General features: G+C 63.3%; 18 protein-coding genes. 13 read left to right on the top strand and 5 right to left on the bottom strand.

All coding sequences use genetic code 11. From position 1 onward, the window contains the following. Positions 1–85 precede the first annotated feature (85 nt). The 4 genes from BPHYT_RS38755 to BPHYT_RS23610 all read left to right on the top strand — a co-directional run bounded on the left by BPHYT_RS38755 (position 86) and on the right by BPHYT_RS23610 (position 2,214). Positions 86–229, top strand: a complete 144-nt coding sequence (locus tag BPHYT_RS38755; protein WP_012426640.1) for a hypothetical protein — start codon at positions 86–88, stop codon at positions 227–229. Positions 230–279: 50 nt separating this feature from the next. After that, positions 280–471: a hypothetical protein gene (locus tag BPHYT_RS23620; RefSeq protein ID WP_012426639.1), complete on the top strand. Its 192-nt coding sequence runs from the start codon at positions 280–282 to the stop codon at positions 469–471. Positions 472–538: 67 nt separating this feature from the next. Continuing rightward, entirely contained in the window at positions 539–1,222 is a 684-nt protein-coding gene (locus BPHYT_RS23615) for a response regulator transcription factor (protein WP_012426638.1), read from the top strand. After that, positions 1,219–2,214 (top strand): alpha/beta fold hydrolase, encoded by a 996-nt coding sequence (locus tag BPHYT_RS23610; protein WP_012426637.1) that lies wholly within the window; start codon positions 1,219–1,221, stop codon positions 2,212–2,214. The genes BPHYT_RS23615 and BPHYT_RS23610 overlap by 4 nt, the downstream gene beginning before the upstream one ends. Positions 2,215–2,259: 45 nt before the next feature. Here BPHYT_RS23610 and BPHYT_RS23605 read toward each other — a convergent pair whose 3' ends face one another. Together BPHYT_RS23605 and BPHYT_RS23600 are read right to left on the bottom strand one after the other, a co-directional pair. Continuing rightward, entirely contained in the window at positions 2,260–2,541 is a 282-nt protein-coding gene (locus BPHYT_RS23605; RefSeq protein ID WP_012426636.1) for a hypothetical protein, read from the bottom strand. Between the two features lie 73 nt (positions 2,542–2,614). Beyond that, positions 2,615–2,893, bottom strand: coding sequence for a hypothetical protein (locus BPHYT_RS23600; protein ID WP_012426635.1), 279 nt, complete (start codon positions 2,891–2,893; stop codon positions 2,615–2,617). Positions 2,894–3,143: 250 nt separating this feature from the next. Here BPHYT_RS23600 and BPHYT_RS23595 point away from each other — a divergent pair, with 250 nt between their 5' ends. The 3 genes from BPHYT_RS23595 (at position 3,144) to BPHYT_RS23585 (ending at position 7,528) form a co-directional block, all read left to right on the top strand. Beyond that, complete coding sequence (locus tag BPHYT_RS23595) at positions 3,144–3,329, top strand: DUF3563 family protein (RefSeq protein ID WP_012426634.1); 186 nt, start codon at positions 3,144–3,146, stop codon at positions 3,327–3,329. A gap of 395 nt (positions 3,330–3,724) precedes the next feature. Then, the gene (locus BPHYT_RS23590; protein WP_012426633.1) at positions 3,725–4,951 is read left to right on the top strand and encodes a hypothetical protein; all 1,227 of its coding nucleotides are present in this window, start codon (positions 3,725–3,727) and stop codon (positions 4,949–4,951) included. An 18-nt stretch (positions 4,952–4,969) separates the two neighbouring features. Beyond that, complete coding sequence (locus tag BPHYT_RS23585) at positions 4,970–7,528, top strand: ATP-binding response regulator (protein WP_012426632.1); 2,559 nt, start codon at positions 4,970–4,972, stop codon at positions 7,526–7,528. 84 nt (positions 7,529–7,612) lie between these two features. Here the strand turns inward: BPHYT_RS23585 and BPHYT_RS23580 are convergent, their stop codons facing one another. Further along, complete coding sequence (locus BPHYT_RS23580) at positions 7,613–8,677, bottom strand: hypothetical protein (RefSeq protein WP_012426631.1); 1,065 nt, start codon at positions 8,675–8,677, stop codon at positions 7,613–7,615. A 191-nt stretch (positions 8,678–8,868) separates the two neighbouring features. Here BPHYT_RS23580 and BPHYT_RS23575 point away from each other — a divergent pair, with 191 nt between their 5' ends. Continuing rightward, positions 8,869–10,365, top strand: a complete 1,497-nt coding sequence (locus BPHYT_RS23575) for a hypothetical protein (RefSeq protein WP_012426630.1) — start codon at positions 8,869–8,871, stop codon at positions 10,363–10,365. Positions 10,366–10,393: 28 nt separating this feature from the next. Here the strand turns inward: BPHYT_RS23575 and BPHYT_RS23570 are convergent, their stop codons facing one another. Further along, the gene (locus tag BPHYT_RS23570; protein ID WP_041759562.1) at positions 10,394–11,560 is read right to left on the bottom strand and encodes a hybrid sensor histidine kinase/response regulator; all 1,167 of its coding nucleotides are present in this window, start codon (positions 11,558–11,560) and stop codon (positions 10,394–10,396) included. Between the two features lie 309 nt (positions 11,561–11,869). On the opposite strand from BPHYT_RS23570, the gene BPHYT_RS23565 reads away from it, so the two are divergent. After that, positions 11,870–13,705 (top strand): ABC transporter ATP-binding protein, encoded by a 1,836-nt coding sequence (locus tag BPHYT_RS23565; protein ID WP_012426628.1) that lies wholly within the window; start codon positions 11,870–11,872, stop codon positions 13,703–13,705. 33 nt (positions 13,706–13,738) lie between these two features. Here BPHYT_RS23565 and BPHYT_RS23560 read toward each other — a convergent pair whose 3' ends face one another. Further along, positions 13,739–13,960, bottom strand: a complete 222-nt coding sequence (locus BPHYT_RS23560; RefSeq protein WP_012426627.1) for a hypothetical protein — start codon at positions 13,958–13,960, stop codon at positions 13,739–13,741. A gap of 424 nt (positions 13,961–14,384) precedes the next feature. Here BPHYT_RS23560 and BPHYT_RS23555 point away from each other — a divergent pair, with 424 nt between their 5' ends. Genes BPHYT_RS23555 through BPHYT_RS23540 form a run of 4 tightly spaced genes read left to right on the top strand, consistent with a single transcriptional unit; the run spans position 14,385 to position 23,577 of the window. After that, entirely contained in the window at positions 14,385–15,614 is a 1,230-nt protein-coding gene (locus BPHYT_RS23555) for an efflux RND transporter periplasmic adaptor subunit (RefSeq protein ID WP_012426626.1), read from the top strand. A gap of 15 nt (positions 15,615–15,629) precedes the next feature. Continuing rightward, positions 15,630–18,755 carry an efflux RND transporter permease subunit gene (locus BPHYT_RS23550; protein ID WP_012426625.1) on the top strand — a complete coding sequence of 1,042 codons (3,126 nt, stop codon included), beginning with the start codon at positions 15,630–15,632 and terminating at the stop codon, positions 18,753–18,755. After that, on the top strand, positions 18,752–22,072 hold the full coding sequence (locus BPHYT_RS23545) for an efflux RND transporter permease subunit (protein WP_012426624.1): 3,321 nt from the start codon (positions 18,752–18,754) through the stop codon (positions 22,070–22,072). The genes BPHYT_RS23550 and BPHYT_RS23545 overlap by 4 nt, the downstream gene beginning before the upstream one ends. Next, entirely contained in the window at positions 22,069–23,577 is a 1,509-nt protein-coding gene (locus BPHYT_RS23540; protein WP_012426623.1) for an efflux transporter outer membrane subunit, read from the top strand. Before BPHYT_RS23545 ends, BPHYT_RS23540 begins: the two co-directional genes overlap by 4 nt. The last annotated feature ends 19 nt before the right edge of the window (positions 23,578–23,596 follow it).

Genomic DNA, 23,596 nt, shown 5'->3' with positions numbered 1-23,596 from the left:
CGAGGATCACGATGACTCTGTACCGCACGGAAAGACCCTCCGGGATCTCCGCAGATGCGGTCCGATCATCGCGAGGATTAGCATCATGGACACGCAAACCGCCCTCTCCACCGAGCTCGATGACACAGCCGACGCAACCGCCGGCGCGTCCGCAGCAGCGCTGGAGCCGCCGCCATCGGACGAGGATCTGCTGCCGTTCTATCTGCTCGCCATGGCCGGCGCCTATTGACGGCACCGCGAACCGCCCGCATCGCGTGACGTGGCGGCCCGATCCGCCCCATGCGCCAGCGGGATGCCGGCACGCCGCAAGTCCCGGCCACCACCCAGCGCTTCGCGCGCAGCGAAGTTCTCGAACTGTTCCGCGTCCACGCTTGCGTCGGCACGCACAAGACCTCTCATCCGTTCGACCAGATCGGCACGCCGGATCATGCCGCCGCGCGTGCGTCGGTTATCATTCAAACGCTCGCTTAGCGTGGCTTGGCCAGGCGCCCGCGAGCCGCGAGTCAGGCGCAACCCGACTGTTGCCGACAGGACGATCATGAGAATTCTCCTCGTTGAAGACGACCTGCAGATCGGTCAAAGTCTGCTGCGCGCCCTCAAGGACGCCGACTACAGCGTCGACTGGGTGAGGGACGGCGTAGCCGGGCGCGACGCGATGGCCAATGCCGAATACACCGTCGTGCTGCTCGATCTGGGCTTGCCCGGCTTGAGCGGCATCGAGTTGCTGAAGTCGTCGCGCGCGGCGGGCAACGCGGTCCCGGTGCTGATCCTGACCGCCCGCGACGATCTCGATTCGCGCGTACAAGGCCTCGATGTCGGCGCCGACGACTACCTCCTGAAACCGTTCGACGTCCCCGAACTGCTCGCCCGCATCCGCGCCGTACTGCGGCGCAAAGCGGGCTACGCGTCGTCGCGTCTCGGCGACGAATCGCTCAGCCTCGATCTCGACAAGCGCACGCTGACCTGCAACGGCGCAACGACCGTACTGTCCGCACGCGAATTCGCGCTGATGCTCGCGTTTCTCGAACGCCCCGGCACGATCCTGTCGCGCGAACAACTCGAAGACCGTTTGTACGGCTGGGGCAAAGAGGTGGAAAGCAACGCGGTGGACGTGCTGATTCATTCGGTGCGCAAGAAATTCGGCCTCTCGGTGATTCGCAATGTGCGCGGGCTCGGCTGGACCGTCATGCTCGGCGAAGCCGGCAAGGGACCGGCGTCATGACGCGCCTGCGGACTCTCATCGGAGCGGGTTCGCTGGCCGCGCTGGCCGCGCTGTTCGGCGCCACGCAGCCCGCGCCCGTCGAAGCGAAAACCGTCCACTACGCGAACGAGAAGGCCTGCCCTGTCGTTGCCGATCGCCCGGACCACAAGCCGTGGATTCGCGAACAGATCGCGCATACGGTGAACGGCGACATCGCGTACTTCCGTTTCGGCCACGGCACGCCGATCGTGCTGCAAACCGGTTTTCGCGCAACGCTCGCCGAATGGGACGCGGCCTTTCTAACCGATCTCGCCAAACGCCACGAAGTGATCGTCTTCGACAACCGCGGCATCGGCCGCTCCGAGCCGGCGGCGTCGAGCTTCACGGCGCGAGACATGACGCTCGACGCGGCCGCGCTGATCGACACACTGCGGCTCTCCGACGTCACCTTCGTCGGCTGGTCGATGGGCGGCGCGATTGCCCAGCAACTCGCGCTCGATGCACCGCTCGCCGTGCGGCGCATCGTCCTCATGAGCGCGCCCGCGCCGGGATCGCTCGGCGTGCCGGTAACGCCCGACGTCGAAGCCACGCTGTCCGGCAATGCGGGCACGACCTTCATGGATGTCATGCGGGTCCTGTTTCCGCCCAACGCAGTGGACGCCGCGCAGCGGTGCTTCCGTCAGAATATGTTCCAGCCGGCCAGCTATCGGCCGCCCGCCATTTCGGCGACGGTGACCGAAGGCCAGTCCGTGCTCCTGCACGACTGGTCCAGCGACGAGGCCGCGGCAGCAGCGCTGAAAAACGTACGCCTCGCCACCCTGATCCTGACGGGCGCCGACGACCAGGTCTTGCCGAAGCAGAACTCGGAAGCGCTCGCCGGGCAGATTCCGCACGCGCAACTGCTCGTAGTGCGTTCGGCGGGCCACGCGATGATGTATCAGTATCCCCACGCGCTGGCCGCCGCGATCAACACGTTCATCGCAACATCGCGACCGCCCGGCCGCGCTGAATAAATCCGCCAGCCCCGGCCAGCGCGCTCGTCCAGGTGGACGATGCGCTCAACGCGTCGCCATTTCGGCGGAGGCCTGCATTTCGGCGCGGGCTTCCTGCATCAAGGCGATCGCCCGGCCTGCGTGGCCGCCCATGTCGTAGCCGTTGGCGCGCTGCGCGGCGCGCATCCGCCCGATGGCCTGCTGCGCGTTGAAATCCGCCGCTTCGATGTTCGGATGACGGCTCATGTAGTAGCCGTAGGCGTAGCCATCGTCGGCGACGGCACAGCCGGATACGAGTGAAAGCGCCAGCGCGGTAGCGGCGACCAAAGCCATTTGACGTTGCTTCATGACCGATGATCCTCTTGATCGTTAATCGTTAATTTGATGTTGGTTCGGGGTACTGCCGTTTCGAGCCGGCGCCTCAACGGCGCCAGTAGCCATAGCCGTAACCCCAGCCGCCGTAATAGCGCGGATAGTACGGATGCCCGTAGTACCCGATCACGACCGGCGCCGTGTACACCGGCGGCGGAGGCGGTGGCGGCGGTGCGTAGTAGACCGGCGGCGGCACGTAAGCAGGCACCACCGGAAACACGGGGCCGCCTACTCCAAGCCCGACCCCGACGAACACATGCGCCTGGGCGCAGCTCACCAGGCCGGCGCCGAGCGCGGCGGCGATTATTAGATGGCGAATGACTTTCATGTTCTGTTCCCCTTGTCGATCGGTGCGAGTCGGTTGGCTGCATCGAATGACTGCATTGTGGTCACGCAGAATGAGGGGGAAATTAGCTGCGTACCAGTCCGGAATTCGCACAGGGTCAAGGTGTGATTCGCCGCTTTCGAGCGCTCATTTCCGGCTCATTCTTCGCGCCTAAGCTGCATTCCATCGACGGGCAACGCCGGCTCCCGCAGCCGGATCGAAGCACTCGTCGCAACACGGACTGGAGAAAATCATGTTCACCGAACTTGCAAAGAAACTGAGCGCCTTGCTGATCACCACCGAGGACCATGAACGCGAGGCCTATCTGGCGTCGTCGGTCGATCTGGTCGATCTTGAACACCGCATCAACGTTGCGGAAACGCATGCGGATCCAGTCCGCTGGTATGCAGGCAGCACGCCGCATGACGGAAGAATGTGAAGCACGTCTTGCCGTCCGCGCTTTAACGCATGCTTCACTCCAACGTGTCCACGAGGCGCGGACCGACTGGCTCACCCTCATGCCATCGCGTCCGCCTAGCCGAACAACAGCGGCTAGCCGGTACTCCATGCACGTTCAAACGTTCGTCCGCACGGCCATCCAAAATTTTCCATCGGAAAGATTTCGCGCTCACTGTCCCGGTGGCTCAACACATCTTCTCGCTGGAAAAATCTACCGGACCCGCTCGCCGAAGGTGCCCATTCTCGGCAATGCGAAACAACAGACGCGCACACCGCACTAGTTTTCTCTAGAGTTGAAGGGTCGACCATCTAACACGCCAGTCGACTTTGTCGCGCTGACTGTCCAACGCGAGTTTCAATCAACGGGAAAATCAAATGAGAACTTCTGTTCACCACGAAGTAAAGACCTATTCCGACGAGCAACACGGGGTTCGTCAACTTCAAACGGGCGCCTTAAAACTTAAACACACCATCCCCCCGGACGAGATCCGGGATAATCTGCCGGCCGGTCAAGGCGGAGTCGGGTTTCTATTTCACGCTACCGATTGGGAAACACTTTCGTTTTCATTTCACAATGTGAAGCAACGAAATGCGTCATTCGAAGAAGAGCTTTGGAACACCAAGCCTTTCATTGCCTCACCGATCTATTCGGGCTCCCAGATCATCGGCGCCAATATTGCCTGCCCGGTGCCGCTGGAAATGTGGCTCGGCAGCCCGCGCGGCATCAAGCGATTCCGCGAGACGCAATTTTTCCCGGCGCTGGAGCTGGCAAGACAGGCCGGCCTGAACATGGTGGCGATGGGCGCCTCAACGCCTTACGCCTGCAACTACGGGGCACTGCCGCGCGATACCAAACCGCCGCATATCACCACGGGCCACGCCGCCACCGCCGCGATGCTGAAAGACTGGGCCATGCACTGCTGCAATGAGCTCGACCTCGAATTCGGCAAGACCAGGCTTGCTCTATTCGGCGCGGCCGGCCGGCTCGGCACGACGGTGGCCAAATACGCGCTCTATAAAGATGCACCGCGCGAGCTTGTTCTGATCGACCTGCCGGACAAGGTGAACCTGCTCACGGAGCAAGCCAGGGAGTTGATGGCATCGGACCTGCTCGGTAAAACGCGGGTCTCCGTGCACACCTTTAGCCCGAACACGCCGTTGCCGGACTTCGACGGCGCGATCCTGGCGAGCAGCACCAGCGTGCCCTACCTCACCGCGGCCGATCTCAAGCGTGCGCAGTTCTGGATCGACGACTCCCATCCGCGGGCGGCGAGCGTCGAGGCTGAACTCGCGTCACGCGGTCATACGCTATATATTGAGTGCTTCGCCCGTGGCCCTGCCGGACTCGACACCGCGTTCCCGTTCCGGCTGCCGAGCACGCGCGACTGCTATACCTGTTTCGCCGAAGGCTACTCCGCCTGGCAGGAAGGCATTGCGTCCGACTTCATCATCGGCAGCCCGCCCGTGTGGTCCGTCTCGTACACGCACAGCCTGCTGAAGAAGTACGGCTTCACGGTCGGCCCTTTCCACGGGAAAGACGGTTCGCCGATCGAGTTGGCGGATGCGCAAGTTCGCGGCAAGCAAGAATTGATGGGGTCGTAGAACGTCACTGGAGGCCTGATGTTAATGCCGCGCGAGAGCATGCGGGACGTGCTGGAACGAAGCCGGTTTGCAATACGATGGGGCGGCGCACTTGGCCTCCTGTGCCACCCCATCTACTACGTAGTCTGGACCTATGTCCTGCCACAGCCTTACGACAATCTCGCCCTTCGGCTCAGCGCGGCGCTCGTCTGCATTCCATTGATTTTCCAGGCACGCTGGCCAAAGCGGTTCAATCATTACCTGCTGATCTACTGGCATTGCTGCCTGATCTACGTCCTGCCATTCGTTTGCACATTTCTCGCGATCAGAAATTCATTCTCCACCATGTGGATGATGACCGAGGTCATGATGATCTTCATCATGGCGCTGTGCATCGACAATCCGCTTTTGCTGATGGGCTGCATCGGCATTGGCGTTTTTTCCGGGGCGCTTGCCGCGGTGATCAGTTCGCCGGTGCCGATCGTCGTGACCGCGGCCGATCAGTCGAATCTCGCCTTGCTGCCGGTTGTCGTCCTTTGCAGCATGGCGTTCAGCCATGCGATCAGTAAAGGACGCATCTTCGTCGAAAAGAACCGCGCGTTGCAGGCTCTCGCCGGTTCGATCGCGCATGAAATGCGCAACCCTCTCAGCCAGTTGCGCTATGTGCTGGATCGCGTGGAAGAAGCCCTGCCCGCTACGATGGGAGCCAACCGCCCGCTCGCCCTCACACACGACAAACACCACGACCGGCACGACAGGAACGAGAGCGCCGCTGGGCTATATCGTCATCTCGCCCAGGGGCAGTTGTCGATCGAGCGCGGCCTGCGCATTATTGCCATGACGCTGGACGAGGTCAGCGCCAAACCCATTCGCCCGGACTACCTTACGTATCTGAGCGCGACGGGCACCACGCGTAAGGCGCTGGAAGAATACGGCTTCGGCGACGAAAAGGAACGCGGCAAGGTCAGGTTGGTGGTGCGGGAAGACTTTACCTTCAAGGTCGACGAAACCGTCTATCTGTTCACGCTGTTCAATCTCATCAAGAACGCGCTGCATCACATCGCCACACACCCGGCGGCCACGCTCACACTGACGATCGAACAGCAGTCGGTCATGGTTCGCGACACGGGGCCCGGCATTGCGCCCGAGATGGTGTCGCATCTGTTCGAGCCTTTCCGTACCGCGGGCACTTCGGGCGGCACGGGACTCGGACTCGCTTACTGCCAGCGCGCGATGCGCGCCTTCGGCGGTAGCATCAGTTGCCGCTCGGAAGTCGGCAAGTTCACGGAATTCACGCTGCGATTTCCCGTCGTCCCGAAGAGCGAGATCGTAGAACACGAGCAGCGGATTTTTGAACGCGCCACGCCGGTGTTCAAAGACCGGCGCATTCTCGTGGTGGACGACGACGCCGCTCAGCGTGCGCGCGCCTGTCGTGCATTGTCGAAAGTGGGCGCGCACGTGAGCGAAGCGGAAAATGGCGCGCTTGCGTTGACCGTGCTCCGCGAGTCGGCCCCGTATGACCTCGTGTTGATGGACATCAACATGCCGGTTCTGGACGGCTACACGACTGCAGAGAGAATTCGCGCCGGTCACGACCATCCAGGCTGGAATGTCCTGATTGCCGCTTATACCGCCGAGCCTGGGAGTGTGGTGCGTGTGCTCGCCCGGCGCGCCGGCATGGACGGAATCATCAGCAAATCCTGCAGCGTGATCGAATTGATCACCACGCTGCAGGCGCTCGTCGAGAACGGCAACCGCCACCATCTGAGCCAGAAATCCGACGCGTTCTCCGGCAAATCGATCCTCGTCGCGGACGACGACACCTACAGCCGGCTGGTGGCCAAAGCCTATCTGGAGCGATGCGGCGCGAGCGTCGTGGAGGCCGAGCACGGGCAGGCCGTGCTCGCGCATCTGCAGGCGGACGGCGTGATCGACGCTATCGTCATGGACATGAATATGCCGGGCATGGGCGGCCTGGAAACGACTGCATCGATTCGCGCGCGCGCCGACGCGTATGCCACCGTGCCGATCATCGCGCTGACCAGCCAGTCCGATATCAAGGCCGTGCAGACCTGTCTCGCCGTGGGCATGAACGAAGTCATGATCAAACCGGTGCAAGCCGGGTCGCTCTACGCGTGCCTTGCGCGGCAGTTCGCCCAGCAACGCGGCTCGAGCGTGCCGGCAGAAGCCGAACTATCGCCGACGCCGGCCGGCAAACTGCCCATCGTGACGGACAGCGAACTGCTCGACGAGAAACATCTTGAGGAGCTTGCATCGCTCGATCTGCTCGACGAATCGTTCCTCAAAGGCATCGAGCAGATTCGCCAGTTGGTGACGCGGCTTGCGAGCAGCGTCGCGGCCGGCGACCTCGAATCGACGCACGGCGCGTTGCATGTCCTGCTTGGCGTGAGCGGCAATATCGGCGCGAGGGCGTTGCATCAGTTCGCGCGGCAAATCTATCCGCGCGTGGTGGAAGGCCAATGGCCGGTGGAAGCCGAATGGCTTGCGCGCATCGGCATCCTGAGCGAACGTTCGACCGATGCGTTGCAGACGTATTTCGTTACGGCGAGAGCAAGCCATGAACAGCGGGATTTCTGAGCGATTAGCGCTCTCGAAAGCGACCCCCGAAGTGAGTCAGGAGCGAACCCGCTGGTCATGCAAGCGGAAGCGGCCAGAAAGCAATCAGAAGGTGATGGCCGACTTCACCGACTGCACCGCGACGCTATTGAGGAAAATATAGAAATTCTGCGGCGTGCTGCTGCCGAGTGGATAGGTCCCTAGCGTCGTAGCGTCCTTGATCAGATCCCCGCTGAAGATTTGCCCGTTATTCTGAAAATAGACCCGGTACTGAGTCGTAGCAGAGTTCGATGCGACATTGGCGACCCAGGCCCGCGTTCCGGCGAGTGTGACGATCTGACCGTCACTCAGGTTATATGTCGTGTTGTCCGCACTGCTGGTATGCGGGAAAAAGCCTTCCAGTGTCGATGCGGTCGTGACGCACGGCGTGAGATTCGGCCCTGTCGTATTGGGCAATGCGCAGTCCCCTGCCACTACGGTATCGCCAACCACTTCCCTCACCACTTTCAGATAGGCGGCTCCGGTTTGCCAGCTTGCCTGGCGGTTATAGAGCGAGTTGCCGTTAATGGTGTTGGTGACGATTCCAAGCGCGCTACCGTTGAATAACTCAGATGGCGAATTCGAAATAGCGCCGGACAGTGGCACCGTCGTATAGCTGGTCCCTCGCAAGGTCATCGTGACGGTTTTGCCGTCCGAAGCCAGATCCGTTTCCTCTACATTTGCACCGCTGTAGCTGACCTGCACCTGCGCTGGAATTGCCTCGACAACCACACTTCCGTTCACCAGGTAACGTTGGCCGGCTGCCGCGGGCACGCCGAGCGCCGGATCGATCGTGGAGGTGCCCGTTGTAAGCCGTTGGGGACCGGCCACCGCCGGGCTTTGCGCCAAGCTTGAATCGCGCGTGAAAAAGTAGGAGGTGGCCGTATTCAGTGTGGGCGCACCGCCCGACGAAGTGGAAAAGCTGAGCAGGCCGGTCACAAAGTGTTGGCCCCCATTGCTTGCCAGCGTGAAATTCTCGTAATTCTGCTGCGCGGCGCTGAGATTGGCGGCCGGCGCGGAGGATGGGCTACTTCCACCGCCGCATGCGCAGAGCAAGGAGGCCAGGAGCAGCGTAAAGGGAAATACAAAACGCAACTGGTTTATTTCAAAACCCCGATTTTCTTCTTTCATTTTTATAATACCTTGTGTTGGTTGTTTTATTATCTTTTGCATTCGGAAGCGGATTATAAGACGAATTATTTTCACGGACCACCAATTAGCGTTCGAGCGAAAACGCTAACGCCATGCGGCGAAAACTGTATAGTTAATCGAACCCGGGGACGGCCCGATCGCCGTCACGACGCAGACCAACGGGGCACAACATGAGCATCAGAATCGCGTTGCTGGCGTGCATCCTCACGCTGTTCGGTTGCGGCGGGGGAAATGGCTCGCTGACGACTTATACGGTCTCGGGCACGGTCGATCACCTCTCGTCATCCGGGTTGACGCTGACCAATGGCACCACGACCATCGCCGTCGCGGCGGGCGCCACCCGCTTTGCGTTCCCGGATCAACTGACCAACGGCGCCGCCTATCGGATTTCAGTGGCGAGCCAGCCAGGCGGCGAGAACTGCGTGATCAGCCAGGGCGGCGGCACCGTGGCGGGCGCCAATGTCGGCAACATCGATGTCGCGTGCAACACGGTGATCTCCAGTCCTACCGCTATTGGCATCTATCCGGTCGCCACGGCGCCGGATGGTTACTCGCGCGCTTATGTACCCGTGACGATGGTGGGCAACAACCCGGTGTCGATCAACGCGACGCTCGACACCGTTTCGGCCGGCGTCGTACTGAATGCGTTCGATGTCGTTCCGCCGTCCATGGTGAACATCAACGGCTTCGATTTCCCAGCCGGTCAAAGCACGATCACGTACAACGGCATCACGGTCACGAACAACGTGATGACGACATATCTGAATGGCCAGGGCGCGGGCATCAACTTTGGATTGGGAACACTCTTCGGCGCCTACAGCACGAATGGCCCTTTGATCAGGGCAACCGGCAATCTGGCTTACGCGCAGGTGACTTTCGGTTCTGCCGGAGATGTGACCACGGCGGTACTTCCGATCCTGCTGGTGTACCAGGTATCGACCAGCGCCAACGGCACGGCGTTGCCGTCGACGGTCGCATCGAATGTGTTCGGTGTTGGAGGGACCTATACGCCTATCGGCCCCCTGACCGGCGCCTTCGTCTATCCGGGGACCTGCGCCACGCCGCCGGGTTCGTCGAACGCATGTGCTCTTCTCAGCCCGTTACGTTCGGTGTCGTTTTCGTCGAACGTGGACCCCGGTTTCCTGTTGGCGCCGCTTACTTTGCAGAACTGCCAGATCGGCACGCAGGGTAGTTGCGCTGCCGTGCCCTCCCTGACGGTCGGCGTCAACGCTACGACCACGCAGGCGCTAGGGTTCGCTAGTGGCTGGACCTCAAACACGAGTTGCGCCACGCTAAACTTGACTTACGTACCGCCAGCCTCAGTCGAATGCAGTACCTACATTGGCGACTTGACAACCTTGTACTTCGACAACCATGGCAGCGAGACGCGCGCGCTGCTGGACACAGCGAATTCGGGCATGACGCTTGGAACGCTCGACACCGGGTTCCCGTCGACGATCGCGGCCGGCACGCAGGTCACCATTCAGTTCGGGATCGCCATCCGCGGCAATCTCGCCGACGTGTACACCTATTCGTTTACCGCCGGGACCGGCAACTATACGACGACCATCCTGCCCACGACCAATCTCAATGACATTGGCATCGGCTTCTTCACGACGCATCGCTATTACATGGACTATGAGACGGGTCAATTCGGCTGGGTGTGAGGTTTCGAGTCGCGCCAAGTATGGAACCTCATCTCAAAGCCGCCTGACTAGCAGACGGCTCCTCATCATCAGCGCTGTGCATGCGGCTATTGAAACCCGGAAAGCCCATGGTCACCGTAGTCCCCGCGCCGACCGTGGATTCGATCCGCAGGCATCCGCCGAACGACTGCATGATGCGGTTGCAAAAGATCATGCCCATGCCGTGGCCGCCGGCGCCCGCGTAGGTGGTGACCGGATCCTGCAGCAGACGCGCCTTGACCTCCGGCGCGATCCCCGGGCCATTGTCGCGGATGCGGATCTCGGGCTCAGGGAACGCCACCACTTCGAGCCGCAACACGGGCGCGCTGCCGCCGTCGAGCGCGCGCAGCGCGTTGGACAACAGCGAAGACAGCACGAGCGCCACGCAATTGGGCATCGCGTGCACGACGAAATCCCCTTCCACGTCGACCTTCACCCAATCGCGCTGTGACGCGACAAACGGATAGGTGTCGAGCAGCGTGGCGATCAGGCGCGTCGCCCGGACCGCGCGCGTGCCGCCGCCCGAGGCGGACTTCTGGCCGCCGCTCTTGTGCACGGTCGCCCAGAACGACGAGATCAGCGTCAGGCAATACTGCGCGTTGTTCAACATGGACTTCGCCGCGAGGCCGATCTCCCGCTGACGCTCGGGATCGTATTGCTCGGCCACGTCGTTCTCCACGGAGCGCGCGAACAGCGAGATCGTGGCCAGCGGTGTGTTCAGTTCGTGCGCGAGGAAGGCGAGCGTCTCGTCCATGGCGAGCAGCCGCTGCTGACGCGTTTCCCGTTCGGTGTAACGCGCGGTGGCGAGGTGCAGCACCTCGCGCACCATGTCCGTTCGCAGCGGCTTTTCGATGATGCGGAACACGTCGCCGGTATTGACCGTTTGCAGCAGCATGTCCTTGTCGGCATAAGCGGTCACGAGAATGCGCACGATTTGCGGATACTCGTGCGCCACCTCGCGCAGCAGTTCGTCGCCGTCGCGGCCAGGCATGCGGAAGTCGGTCACCAGCACGGCAATCTCGGAGGCGTGTTTGCCTAGCACCGTTATCGCCTCGTCAGCGCTTTGTGCGACATACACTTTGTAATCGGCGCTCATCGCGCGCGCGAAGTGATTGCGCGACATCTCGTCGTCGTCGACGAAGAGAATGGAAAACGGCGGCTGCATAGGGTCACTCATCGCATTCCCAGGCGGATAGCGGCGGCTCGACATTGAACGAAGCCCGCGTTGCGGATGATAAAAATGGCTTGCCGCACGGCAAGCACCGGATCGTTTTGGCGTTTGGAAGTATAGGGTATCGCGTCTCTCGAAAAATGGGGAATCACCGCACAGCCTTATCCAATATGCATGAGCGCAAATCAGCCCGGCTCGCTGCGTGCAGCGGCACGGTGCTTGCGGGCGGACAGAGCCGGACTGATCCACTGTCGCCTGCGCCGCGGGATCGCACAGCATGGACGCCCGACACCTTCCACCAGGGGAAGCGGTGTCATGGAACTGACCAACGATGGCGATACTGGCCGGGCCGGGCGCGTGCGCAGACGGCGGCAGTCCCGCGTGCTGTCGCGATACGCCGGGCGGCCCATCCGGCTGATCTGGCGTTACGTGGCGCGCCGCAAGCTGGCGCACGCCGTCGTGCTGGCCAGCGTAGTGGCCGCCGTCGGCTGCGCGCTGGGGTCGCAATACGGGATCCGCAATCTGGTCGACGCATTGCCCGGCGGCCGCGCGCATCCGCAACACGTGATTCACGCGTTTGCCGTACTGGTCGCGCTGATCCTCGCCGACAACCTGTTCTGGCGCATCGCCGGCTGGGTCTCGGCGCGCACGTTCGTGGCCGTGACCGGCGACATCCGGCGCGAGATGTTCGACTATCTCACGGTGCACGCCCCCACCTTCTTCTCCGACAAGCAACCCGGCGTGCTGTCGAGCCGGATCTCGGCGACGGCCAACGCGGTGTACGTGATCGAAAACACGGTGGCTTGGACGGCCTTGCCGCCGTGTCTGACCGTGATCGGGGCCATCGTCATGGTCGGTGCGGTCAGCATTCCCATGAGCCTCACGCTGGTCGGCATTTCGGCCGGACTGGCTTTCTGCCTGTTCCTGCTGGCCCGTAAAGGCACCTCCCGGCACGAGGCGTTCGCCGCGCAGGCCGCCTCGGTCGACGGCGAACTGGTGGACGTGATCGGCAATATGGGGCTGGTCCGCGCGTTCTGCGCGCTGGTGCTCGAGCGGCGCCGCTTCGACACGCTGCTCGCCGCCGAAGGCGACGCCCGCAGGCGCAGCCTGCTTTATCTCGAGAAGCTGCGCCTGTTGCACGCGTTCGCCATCTGCATTCTGTCGGCTGGCGTGCTCGGGTGGACCGTGTGGCTGTGGAGCGTCGGGCGCGCCACGACCGGCGATGTCGTTCTGATCGGCTCGCTCGGTTTCTCGATCCTGCACGGCTCGCGCGACATCGCCGTGGCGTTCGTCGATCTGACGCAGTATGTCGCCCGGCTCGGCGAAGCCTCGGAAACACTGCTGATCCCGCACGCCATGCCCGAGCCGACCAGAGCGACGCCGCTCGAAGTCCGACAAGCCAGCGTCGACTTCGAAAACGTGACGTTCGCGTATCCGGGCCGCCGCCCGGTGTTGACCGGCCTGAACCTGCATATCGGCGCGGGCGAGCGCGTCGGTCTGATCGGGCCTTCGGGCGCGGGAAAATCGACCATCCTCGCGCTCCTTCAGCACTTCTACGAACCGGACTCCGGCTGCGTGCGCATTTCAGGCCAGGATATCGCGCATGTCACGCTGCAGAGCTTGCAAGGCGCCATCTCGATCGTGCCGCAGGACGCGTCGCTGTTTCATCGCTCGCTGCTGGACAACATTCGCTACGGTTGCCCCGACGCCACCGAGGCCGACGTGCGCCGCGCGTGCGAAGACGCCTACTGCCTCGATTTCATCAACGCGATGCCCGAAGGGCTCAACACCATTGCGGGCGATCGCGGCACCAAGCTTTCCGGCGGACAACGGCAGCGCATCGCGATCGCCCGGGCCATTCTGAAAGACTCGCCCATCCTACTGCTCGACGAAGCGACCTCCGCGCTCGACACTGCATCGGAGACCGCCATTCAGGCGGCGCTCGAACGGCTCATGCAGCATCGCACCGTCATCGCGATCGCTCACCGGCTGTCGACCTTGCAGTCGTTCGACCGGATCGTGGTGCTTAACCGCGGCCGCGTCGTTCAGCAAGGCACGCCGGCCGAGCTGGCCGCCGTGCCGGGTATCTATCGCGACACGCTGGCGCGGCAGATCAGACGCACGCCCGCGCCGCGCCCCGAGCTGATGTGATCGAGACGCCGGCGAAGGCGCAAGCTCTTTCCTTCACGCGCCGCCGCCCTCGCCAAACAGACGGCGCACGAGTTCACGGCCGCGGTTCGTCAGCCGCAGCGTCGACGTGCCGCCCACTATCACGCCCTCCTCGCGCCGGTCGATTTCGATCAACTCGTATCGGCTCAGCGCGAGCACGTCGGAGTCGATCGCCTCCGGCCGCCGACCCGTGTCGGCAAGACGCAGCAGTGTCGCGAGTTCATGATGGCTCAGCATCGGTCACCTCGTCGGTTGAGACTGGACAATGCCGTCATGCTAGTTCGCGAGCCCGACATTCAGGCTACGGTTCTGTTGCGTCGAGTTACGCGGTTACACGTCGGCAGCGCGCGTCTACGTCGCCTGTTTCCTGTCACGGCCCGCGCCGTTGCTACTTTTTTCCGTATGACCGCGCTTGGCGCTTGGGCAGACGGCACGGCGCCACGGCTCGCCCCGGTCGTAACAAATCGAAACGCCCGTCAAGGCACGGTCGTGAGAATTAGCTCCACACTCGGATAGACTCTCGTCGTGATTGTGTGGATTCCTGTCGCCGGCAACGGCGATGCCCCATCTTGGGAGTTCGTATGACGCTCTTCGACAGCAATTGGCCGGGCCGTCCATCGACGCCGCTCTCCGGATGCCACGGATCCGGCGGGAGACGGTTATGAGCGACGCGCCGGCAATCCAGGTCAAGCGTCCGCGGCGCGGCCGCATCGTGCTCGCAATCGTGGTGCTGGCGCTGATCGCGCTGGTGGCGTTTCATGTGCTGCGCTCGAAGCCAGCCAAGCCCACCGTGGCGCCGCAGGTCGTGACGGTCGCCGCCGCCACCACGGGACCGATGCCGGAAATTTTGAGCGAGCTAGGCACGGTGACGCCCGTCGCCACCGTCACCGTGCTGCCGCAACTGAGCGGCTACCTGACCGCCGTCGGCTATCGCGAAGGCCAGGACGTGCAGAAAGGCCAGTTCCTCGCGCAGATCGACCCGCGCCAGTACGAAATCAGCAAGCGGCAAGCGGAGGCGCAACTCGCCAAGGACAAGGCGGCGCTTGCCCAGGCGCGTGCCGATCTCGCGCGCTATACGCAACTGAACGAACATAAGTCGATCGCCGAGCAGACCTATGCGGACCAGAAGTTTCTCGTCCAGCAGGACGAGGCGGCCATCAAGGCCGACGAAGCCAACATCGCCCAATTCGATCTCGACCTGATCTACTGCCACATCACCGCGCCGGTATCGGGCCGGGTCGGGTTGCGTCTCGTCGACCCGGGCAACTACGTGACCGCATCGAGTCAACCCGGCATCGCGGTCATCACGACAATGAAGCCGACCACCGTCCAGTTCACGGTTCCGCAAACCGCGCTCGATAAGGTGCTGCAGCGCGTCAACGCCGGTGCGCAGTTGCCGGTCACGGTGTTCAGCAGCGACAACTCCCGGCAGATCGCGACCGGCACGCTGTACGCGATCAACAACCAGATGGCGACCGCGACCGGCACCGTCACATTGCGCGCAACCGTCCCCAACGACGACGAGGCGCTCTTTCCCAACGAGTTCGTCAACGTCAAACTGCTGGTCGATACGCTGCAAAACGCGGTGCTGGTGCCGACGCCGGCGGTGCAGAGCGGCGCGCCGGGTGACTACGTGTATCTGGTCAACGCCGACAATACGGTGTCGGTGCGCAAGGTCACGCTGGGACCGGGCGACGGCCGGCATACGGTGATCACGGCGGGGCTCGCCGCGGGCAACGTGGTCGTCACCGACGGCATGGACCGTTTGAGCGACGGCGTGAAGATCAAGCCGTCGGCGGCGCGGCCGGCTGCGGGTGCTTCGGGTGCTTCGGGTGCTTCGGGTGCTACGCCGCCCGGGTCCGCGGCTAACGCAGCATCCGCAGCCTCATAGCGCGCCGCCCTGCCGATGAACTTCTCCCGCCTGTTCATCCTGAGACCCGTGGCGACGTCGCTGCTGATGGTCGCGCTCGTACTCGTGGGTCTGGTCGCGGTGCGCTTCCTGCCGGTCTCGTCGCTGCCCGACGTCGACTATCCGACCATCCAGGTCCAGACCTTCTACCCGGGCGCGAGTCCGAACGTGATGGCGACCACCGTCACCGCGCCGCTCGAAGTCCAGCTCGGCGAGATTCCCGGCTTGCAGCAGATGGTGTCTTACAGTTCGGAAGGCGCGTCGGTGATCACGCTGCAATTCGATCTCTCGCTGAATCTGGACATCGCCGAACAGAACGTGCAGCAGGCGATCAATGCCGCCAACAGTTTCCTGCCGGCCGGTCTGCCCGCGCCGCCGACCTACGCCAAGGTCAATCCGGCCGATCAGCCGATCCTCACACTCGCGGTCACGTCGAAGTCCATGTCGCTGACGCAGTTGCAGGACACCGCCAACAATCGCCTCGCCACCAAGATTTCCGAAGTGCCCGGCGTGGGTCTCGTCACGACTGCCGGGGGCAACGTGCCGGCCGTGCGCGTCGAAGCGGACCCGCAGAAGCTCGCCGCCTACGGCCTGAATCTCGACGATCTGCGCACGCTGCTCGCGAACGTCAACGTCAGCCAGCCGAAAGGCAACTTCGACGGACCGGAGCTCGACTACACGATCAACGCGAACGATCAGATCGTCGACCCGCAAGATTATCTGGCCACGGTGATCGCGTATCAGAACGGCGCGCCGGTGTATCTGCGCGACGTCGCGCGCGTGAGCCAGGCCGCGCAGGATGTGGAACGCGGCGCGTGGTACAACCGCACGCCGGCCATCGTGCTGAACGTGCAGCGTCAGCCGGGCGCGAACGTGATCGCCACCGTCAACCAGATCATGAAGCAGCTGCCGGCCCTCGAATCGACGCTGCCCGCCGGCCTGCAAGTCACGGTGGTGGCGAACACCACGGGCGTGATCCGCTCCTCGGTCTCGGACGCGGCGTTCGAACTGGTGCTCGCCGTCGTGCTGGTGGTGCTAGTGATTTTTGTGTTTCTGCGCAACGTGCCCGCCACGATCATTCCGAGTATCTCCGTGCCGGTCTCGCTGATCGGCGCGCTTGCCGTGATGTACCAGCTCAACTATTCGATCGACAACCTCTCGCTGATGGCGCTGATCATCGCCACGGGTTTCGTCGTGGACGATTCGATCGTGATGATCGAGAACATCGTGCGCTATCTGGAGGAAGGCAAGACTCCGCTCGAAGCCGCGCTCGAAGGCGCCGGCCAGATCGGCTTCACGATCCTCTCGCTGACGGTCTCGCTGATCGCCGTTCTGATTCCGCTGCTGTTCATGGGCGGCGTGATCGGCCGTCTCTTCAGCGAATTCGCCATCACGCTCGCGGTGACGATCGTGATCTCGGCGGTGGTCTCCCTGACCGTCGTGCCGATGCTCTGCGCGCGTCTGTTGCGCGCCCAGGCGCAACGTCATCCGAGCCGCTTCGAACGCATCAGCGAAGGGCTATTCGACAAGACGCTCGCCGCCTACGAGCGCGGCCTCGTCTGGGTGCTCGATCACCAGTTGCTGACGCTTGTGGTCGCGCTGATTACCGTCGCGCTCACCGCGATCCTCTACATCGTGATTCCGAAGGGACTGTTCCCGGTGCAGGACGTCGGCGTGATTCAGGGCATCAGCGTAGCCGACAACTCGGTTTCGTACACGGCCATGGTCCGGCGTCAAAGCGCCCTTGCCGACGCGATTCTGAAGGATCCCGACGTGGTGTCGCTGACTTCGTACGTGGGGATCGACGGGACCAATCCGACGCTGAACAACGGCCGCTTCCTGATCAATCTGCGCCCGCGCGACGACCGCTCAATCACCGCCGAGGAAATCGGCCGCCGCATCCAGCAGGAAGTCGCCGACGTGCCCGGCATTCGCCTCTATCTGCAGCCTGAGCAGGACCTGACGCTCGACACCTCGATCTCGCGCAACCAGTACAACTTCGTGCTGCGCGGGCCGAACCAGCAGGCTTTCAATCAATACGTGCCCGCGCTGATCGCGCGCATGAAGCAGATTTCCGCGATCACGGACGTCACCAGCGATCTGAACACCAACGGCCTGAGCGTGAACGTCGAAGTGAACCGTCAGCTTGCCGCGCGCTACGGCATCACGGCGGCCACGATCGACAACGCGCTGTACGACGCGCTCGGCCAGCGCATCGTCTCGACCATCTTCCAGCAGTCCGATCAGTACCGCGTGATTCTGGTGGCGAAGCCCGAGACGATTCCCACGGTGCAATCCATCGGCAATCTGTATTTGCCGAGTCAAACCAGCAGCACCGGGCAGGTGCCGCTGTCGGGCATCGCGAAGATCAGCATCACGCAATCGCCGTTGTTGATCAGCCACCTCGCGCAGTTCCCTTCCGTCACGATCTCGTTCAACCTCGCGCAGGACGCGTCGCTGAGCGCCGCCGTGGCGCAAATCCGCGACGCCGAGAAAGCGGTGGCGCTACCGCCTTCCATCACGACCTCGTTCCAGGGCGCGGCCCAGGCGTTCGAAGATTCGCTTTCCAGCGAGGTGTATCTGCTGATCGCCGCGTTGGTCGCGGTGTATATCGTGCTCGGCGTGCTGTACGAGAGCTACATTCATCCGGTAACGATTCTCTCGACGCTGCCCTCGGCGGGCATCGGCGCTTTGCTCGCGTTGATGATCGCGGGCAGCGATCTCGACGTGATCGGCATCATCGGCATCGTGCTGCTGATCGGCATCGTCAAGAAGAACGCGATCATGATGGTCGACTTCGCGCTCGAAGCGGAGCGCGTGCACGGCAAGCCGCCGCGCGAAGCGATCTTCGAAGCATCGCTGCTGCGCTTCCGGCCGATCCTGATGACCACGCTCGCCGCCATGCTCGGCGCGCTGCCGATGCTGCTCGGCACCGGCACCGGCTCGGAATTGCGCCGGCCGCTCGGGCTTGCGATCATCGGCGGGCTCACGCTCAGCCAGGTGCTGACGCTGTTCACGACGCCGGTGATCTATCTGTTCTTCGATCGCCTCGCGCAGCGCGTGAAGAACCGCCGCCGCGACGTGAATGACGGCGCCGCCGCGCCGCCGGAGAACGCGCCGTGAACATCTCGGCGCTCTTCATCCGGCGCCCGGTCGCGACCGCACTGCTGGCGTTCGCGATCCTGATATCCGGCGCGCTTGCCTATTTCCGCCTGCCGGTGGCGCCGCTGCCGAACATCGCCTTTCCGGTGATCGCGTTGCAAGCGAACATGGCCGGCGCCAGTCCGGAAATCATGGCCGCCACGGTTGCCGAACCTTTGGAGCGGCGCCTCGCCACCATCGCCGACGTGAACCAGCTCACCTCGATCAGCTACGTGGGCTCGTCGCTGATCATCGTGGTGTTCGGCCTGAACCGCGACATCAACGGCGCGGCGCGCGACGTGCAGGCCGCCATTCAAGCCGCCCGCGCCGATCTGCCCACCACGCTGCGCAGCAATCCGACCTATCGCCAGTACAACCCGGCCGGCGCGCCGATCATGGTGCTTTCGCTGACCTCCGACACGCTGACCAAAGCCCAGCTCTACGACTCCGCCGATTCCGTGATCCAGCAGCAGTTGTCGCAGATCACCGGCGTGGGGCAGATCACGCTCGGCGGCGGCGCGTTGCCCTCGGTGCGCGTCGAGCTGGAGCCGGGCAAACTGAACAGTTACGGCATCGGCCTCGAAGACGTGCGCGCGGCGATCGGCGCGGCCAATGCGAACAGCGCGAAAGGCCATGTCGATCAGGGCGAACAACGCTATGTTGTCACGTCGAACGATCAGATCAGCAAGGCTGCGCCGTATCGCGACGTGGTGATCGCCTATCGCGACGGCGCACCCGTGCTGCTGCGCGACGTCGCGCAGGTGCGCGATTCGAATGAAAACATCCGCAATGCCGGGCTCTATAACGGCAAGTCGGCGGTGCTCGTGATCGTTTATCCGACGCCGGGCAGCAACGTGGTGCAGACAGTCGGGCAAATTCGCGCACGTCTGCCGATCATCGAGGCCGCGTTGCCGAGCGCGATTCATGTGAACGTCGCGATCGACCGTTCGGAGTCCGTGAACTCCTCTGTGGCCGATACGGAGCGCACGCTGTTCATCGCGGTGCTGCTGGTGGTGGGCGTGGTGTTCGTGTTCCTGCTGTCGCCGCGCGCCACGCTGATTCCGGCGGTCGCGCTGCCGCTGTCGATCGTCGGCGCGTTCGGACCGATGTATCTGCTCGGCTATAGCATCGACAACCTCTCACTGATGGCGCTGACCATCGGCACCGGCTTCGTGGTCGACGACGCCGTGGTGGTGCTGGAAAACATCGTGCGTCATCTCGAAGCCGGGCTCGAGCCGAAAGAAGCCGCGCTGCGCGGCAGCGCCGAGGTCGGCTTCACCGTGATCTCGATGAGCCTCTCGCTGATCGCGGTGTTCTTGCCGATCCTGTTGATGCCGGGCATTGTCGGGCTGCTGTTCCACGAGTTCGCGGTCACGCTGTCGATCGCGATCATCTTGTCGCTGATCATCTCGCTGACCGTTACGCCGGTCATGTGCGCCTACCTGCTCAGCCACGAACGCGCGATGCATTCGAAGGCGCGCTGGGCCCGCTGGATCGAGGCGCAGTTCGAGCGATTCAAGCAGGCTTATTCCCGCTCGCTCGCGACGGCGCTCGACCATGCGCTCGCAGTCGTCCTGCTGCTGATCGGCCTGCTCGTGGCCAACGTGTTTCTTGCGCGGCTGCTGTCCGGAACGTTCTTCCCGGAGCAGGACACCGGCATACTGATCGGGCAGATCATCGCCGATCAAAGCGTCTCGTTCAGCGCCATGGAAAAGAAGCTCGCGCAATTGCAGTCGATCGTAAAGCAGGATCCGGCGGTGGCTTCGGTCGCGGGCTTCACCGGCGGTCGTGCGCTGAATACCGCGAACGTGTTCATCGAACTCAAGCCGCTCGCGCAACGCCATCTATCGGCGACTGAAGTGGTCAACCGCTTGCGGCCGAAGCTCAACGCGGTTTCCGGAGCACGGCTCTTCCTGCAGGCGCAGCAGGATCTGCAAATCGGCGGACGCCAGGCCGCGGCCGAATACCAGTACACGCTCACCAGCGACGATGCGAACGCGCTCTTCACGTGGGTGCCGAAACTCGTGACCGAACTCGGCAAATATCGCAGCAAGATGGAAGACGTGAACTCGGACCTGCAACAGAACGGCTTGCAGACCTATGTGAACTTCAGCCGCGCGACCGCTACCCGCTATGGCTTTCAGCCGAACCAGATCGACAACGTGCTGTACGACGCTTTCGGCCAGCGCACCGTGTCGACCATTTACAACCCGTTGAATCAGTACTTCGTGGTGATGGAAGTCGCGCCGGCCTATTGGCAGTATCCGCAAGCGCTCAATCAGATCTACCTGAGCACCGCCGCCGGCAATGCGAACGGCACGCAGCAGACGCAGATGTCGCGCGCTACCGTCACAGCCGTGCAGCAGCGGGCGGCTGTCAGCAGTGCGTCGAGCACCAGCGCGAACACGAATTCGCTGAATGCCGATGCCGAAGCGAACCAGCAGACCAACAGCATCTCGAACAGCAAGGGCGGCAATTCGAGCGGCAGCGCGGACAGTACCGCGGCCGAAACCATGGTGCCGCTCGCCGCGCTGATGACGTTCTCGAACAGCCACACCGCGACGCAGGTGAACCACCAGAGCGGACTCGTCGCCGGCACCATCTCGTTCAATCTGCCCGCAGGCGGATCGCTGAGCGAGGCCGGCCAGATCATTGCGCAAGCGGAGCGCGACATCGGTATGCCCGCATCGGTGCATGGCGCATTTGCGGGCGCCGCGCAAGCGTATGCGCAGTCGATGGGCGCCGTGCCGCTCCTGATTCTCGCCGCGCTGGTGGTGGTGTATCTCGTGCTCGGCGTGCTGTACGAGAACACGGTGCACCCGCTCACGATTCTGTCGACGCTGCCGTCGGCGGGCATTGGCGCCACGCTGGCCTTGCTGATTTTCGGCACGCCCTTTTCGGTGATCGCGATGATCGGCATCATTCTGCTGATCGGCATCGTCAAGAAAAACGGCATCATGATGGTCGATGTCGCAATTCAGTTGCAGCGCCACGAAGGCATGAACGCGCGCGATGCGATTCACGAGGCCGCGGTTGTGCGGCTGCGCCCGATCATGATGACGACGGCCGCCGCCGTGCTGGGCGCCGTGCCGCTCGCGATCGGCATCGGCCAGGGCGCGTCGCTGCGCCAGCCGCTCGGCGTGACGGTCATGGGCGGCCTGCTGGTCAGCCAGGTTTTTACGTTGTACACGACGCCGGTGATTTATCTGTATCTCGACCGGCTGCGCGCGAGACTGGCAAGATGGTCCGCGCGCCTGCCGTGGAATCGCCGCGGCGAAGCACCGGATACGAGCGCATGATGAAGACGATCTCCCCCACCCGACTGGCCGGCGCGACGCTGGTGTTGTCGACCGTGTTATCGGCGGTGTTGACAGGCGGCTGCACGGTCGGCCCCGACTATCATCGCCCGCCCGTCGCGACGCCGGCCGCGTGGAAAGAACTGCCTGGCTGGACCGAAGCGCAACCTGCCGCCGAGGCTCCAAAAGGCGATTGGTGGACAGGCTTCAACGATCCGCTGATGGATGAGTTCGAACCGCTCGTGTCGGTCTCGAACCAGACCGTGCGCCAAAGCTATGCGAACTACCAGCAGGCACTGGCCGAAGTGCGGCTTGCGCGCAGCGCCCTGTTTCCGACGATTGGCGTGACCGGGTCGGCGACCCGCTCACGTTCGTCGACCGGCAATTTCAGCAGCGGCTCACTCGGCGGCCTTGCGGGTGCGAGCAGTTTTCAGCGTATCAACAACGCCGGCTCGCTCGAAGCCAACGCCAGTTGGGCGCCCGACCTGTGGGGACTCGTGCGCCGCAATATCGAGGAGAGCGCCGCCACCGCGCAAGCGAGCCAGGCGACGCTCGCGAACGCCACGCTCTCCGAACAGATCGCGCTGGCGAACGCGATCATCGATCTGCGCGTGACGGATGCGAATATCGATCTGCTCACTCACACGGTCGACGCGTTCCAGCAATCTCTGCGCGTCGTCGCCGAACAGGACAGAGCAGGCACCGTGCCGCCGTCCGATCTGGTGAGCGCGCAGACACAACTGGAGTCGGCGCAATCGAGTCTGATCGCGCTGGGCGTCGCGCGCGCGCAGAACGTTCATGCGATCGCCGTGCTGGTCGGCAAGAATCCGGAAGAGCTCGACATCGCCCAGAACACCACGCTGCCGACGCTGCCGTCCATTCCGGTCAGCGTACCGTCCACGCTGCTGCAGCGCCGGCCCGACATTGCCGCCGCCGAGCGCCAGATGGCGGCGCAGAACGCCGCGATCGGCGTGGCCGTCGCCGCGTATTACCCGACGATTTCGCTGTCGGCGCTGGACGGCTTCACGCAGTCGCCGTTGGCCGGCCTGCTGCATATCGGCAACTATGTGTGGTCGTTGGGCGGTCAGGCGACCGAGACGCTGTTCGACGGCGGCCAGCGCAGCGCGCAGGTCGATGCGGCAAAAGCTTCGTATGAAGCGGCCGTGGCCAGTTATCGCGGCACGGTTTTGACGGCGTTTCAAGGCGTGGAGAACGACCTGGCCGGCTTGCGCATCCTCGCGCAGCAATCCGAGGTGCTGGAGCGCGCCGTGCGCGACGCGACACGCGGAACCGAGATCGCGCGCAATGAATATCAGGCGGGGACGGTGGACTTTACGACGGTCGCGACTGCGCAAGCCACTCAACTGAATCTCCAGCAAACCGCTTTGAACGTGCAGCAAACACGCTTGCTCGATGCGGCGTCGTTGATCGGCGATCTGGGAGGCGGCTGGTCGGATAGCGAACTGAGAGACCCACGCAAGCCGGGGCAGCAAAATGCGTCGCCCTAAGCCCTGACTCGCCGATCTG

It is taken from the genome of Paraburkholderia phytofirmans PsJN (assembly GCF_000020125.1).
Classification (GTDB): Bacteria; Pseudomonadota; Gammaproteobacteria; order Burkholderiales; family Burkholderiaceae; genus Paraburkholderia; species Paraburkholderia phytofirmans.
The sequence above is the reverse complement of the archived record's forward strand: the minus strand, read 5'-3'. Positions and strand labels throughout refer to the sequence as shown.

What these genes read in the sequence shown, in the direction of transcription:
- BPHYT_RS38755 (WP_012426640.1), top strand. Translation starts at nt 86, where the DNA reads ATGGACACGCAAACCGCCCTCTCCACCGAGCTCGATGACACAGCCGAC.
- BPHYT_RS23620 (WP_012426639.1), top strand. Translation starts at nt 280, where the DNA reads ATGCGCCAGCGGGATGCCGGCACGCCGCAAGTCCCGGCCACCACCCAG.
- BPHYT_RS23615 (WP_012426638.1), top strand. Translation starts at nt 539, where the DNA reads ATGAGAATTCTCCTCGTTGAAGACGACCTGCAGATCGGTCAAAGTCTG.
- BPHYT_RS23610 (WP_012426637.1), top strand. Translation starts at nt 1,219, where the DNA reads ATGACGCGCCTGCGGACTCTCATCGGAGCGGGTTCGCTGGCCGCGCTG.
- BPHYT_RS23605 (WP_012426636.1), bottom strand. Translation starts at nt 2,541, where the DNA reads ATGAAGCAACGTCAAATGGCTTTGGTCGCCGCTACCGCGCTGGCGCTT.
- BPHYT_RS23600 (WP_012426635.1), bottom strand. Translation starts at nt 2,893, where the DNA reads ATGAAAGTCATTCGCCATCTAATAATCGCCGCCGCGCTCGGCGCCGGC.
- BPHYT_RS23595 (WP_012426634.1), top strand. Translation starts at nt 3,144, where the DNA reads ATGTTCACCGAACTTGCAAAGAAACTGAGCGCCTTGCTGATCACCACC.
- BPHYT_RS23590 (WP_012426633.1), top strand. Translation starts at nt 3,725, where the DNA reads ATGAGAACTTCTGTTCACCACGAAGTAAAGACCTATTCCGACGAGCAA.
- BPHYT_RS23585 (WP_012426632.1), top strand. Translation starts at nt 4,970, where the DNA reads ATGTTAATGCCGCGCGAGAGCATGCGGGACGTGCTGGAACGAAGCCGG.
- BPHYT_RS23580 (WP_012426631.1), bottom strand. Translation starts at nt 8,677, where the DNA reads ATGAAAGAAGAAAATCGGGGTTTTGAAATAAACCAGTTGCGTTTTGTA.
- BPHYT_RS23575 (WP_012426630.1), top strand. Translation starts at nt 8,869, where the DNA reads ATGAGCATCAGAATCGCGTTGCTGGCGTGCATCCTCACGCTGTTCGGT.
- BPHYT_RS23570 (WP_041759562.1), bottom strand. Translation starts at nt 11,560, where the DNA reads ATGAGTGACCCTATGCAGCCGCCGTTTTCCATTCTCTTCGTCGACGAC.
- BPHYT_RS23565 (WP_012426628.1), top strand. Translation starts at nt 11,870, where the DNA reads ATGGAACTGACCAACGATGGCGATACTGGCCGGGCCGGGCGCGTGCGC.
- BPHYT_RS23560 (WP_012426627.1), bottom strand. Translation starts at nt 13,960, where the DNA reads ATGCTGAGCCATCATGAACTCGCGACACTGCTGCGTCTTGCCGACACG.
- BPHYT_RS23555 (WP_012426626.1), top strand. Translation starts at nt 14,385, where the DNA reads ATGAGCGACGCGCCGGCAATCCAGGTCAAGCGTCCGCGGCGCGGCCGC.
- BPHYT_RS23550 (WP_012426625.1), top strand. Translation starts at nt 15,630, where the DNA reads ATGAACTTCTCCCGCCTGTTCATCCTGAGACCCGTGGCGACGTCGCTG.
- BPHYT_RS23540 (WP_012426623.1), top strand. Translation starts at nt 22,069, where the DNA reads ATGATGAAGACGATCTCCCCCACCCGACTGGCCGGCGCGACGCTGGTG.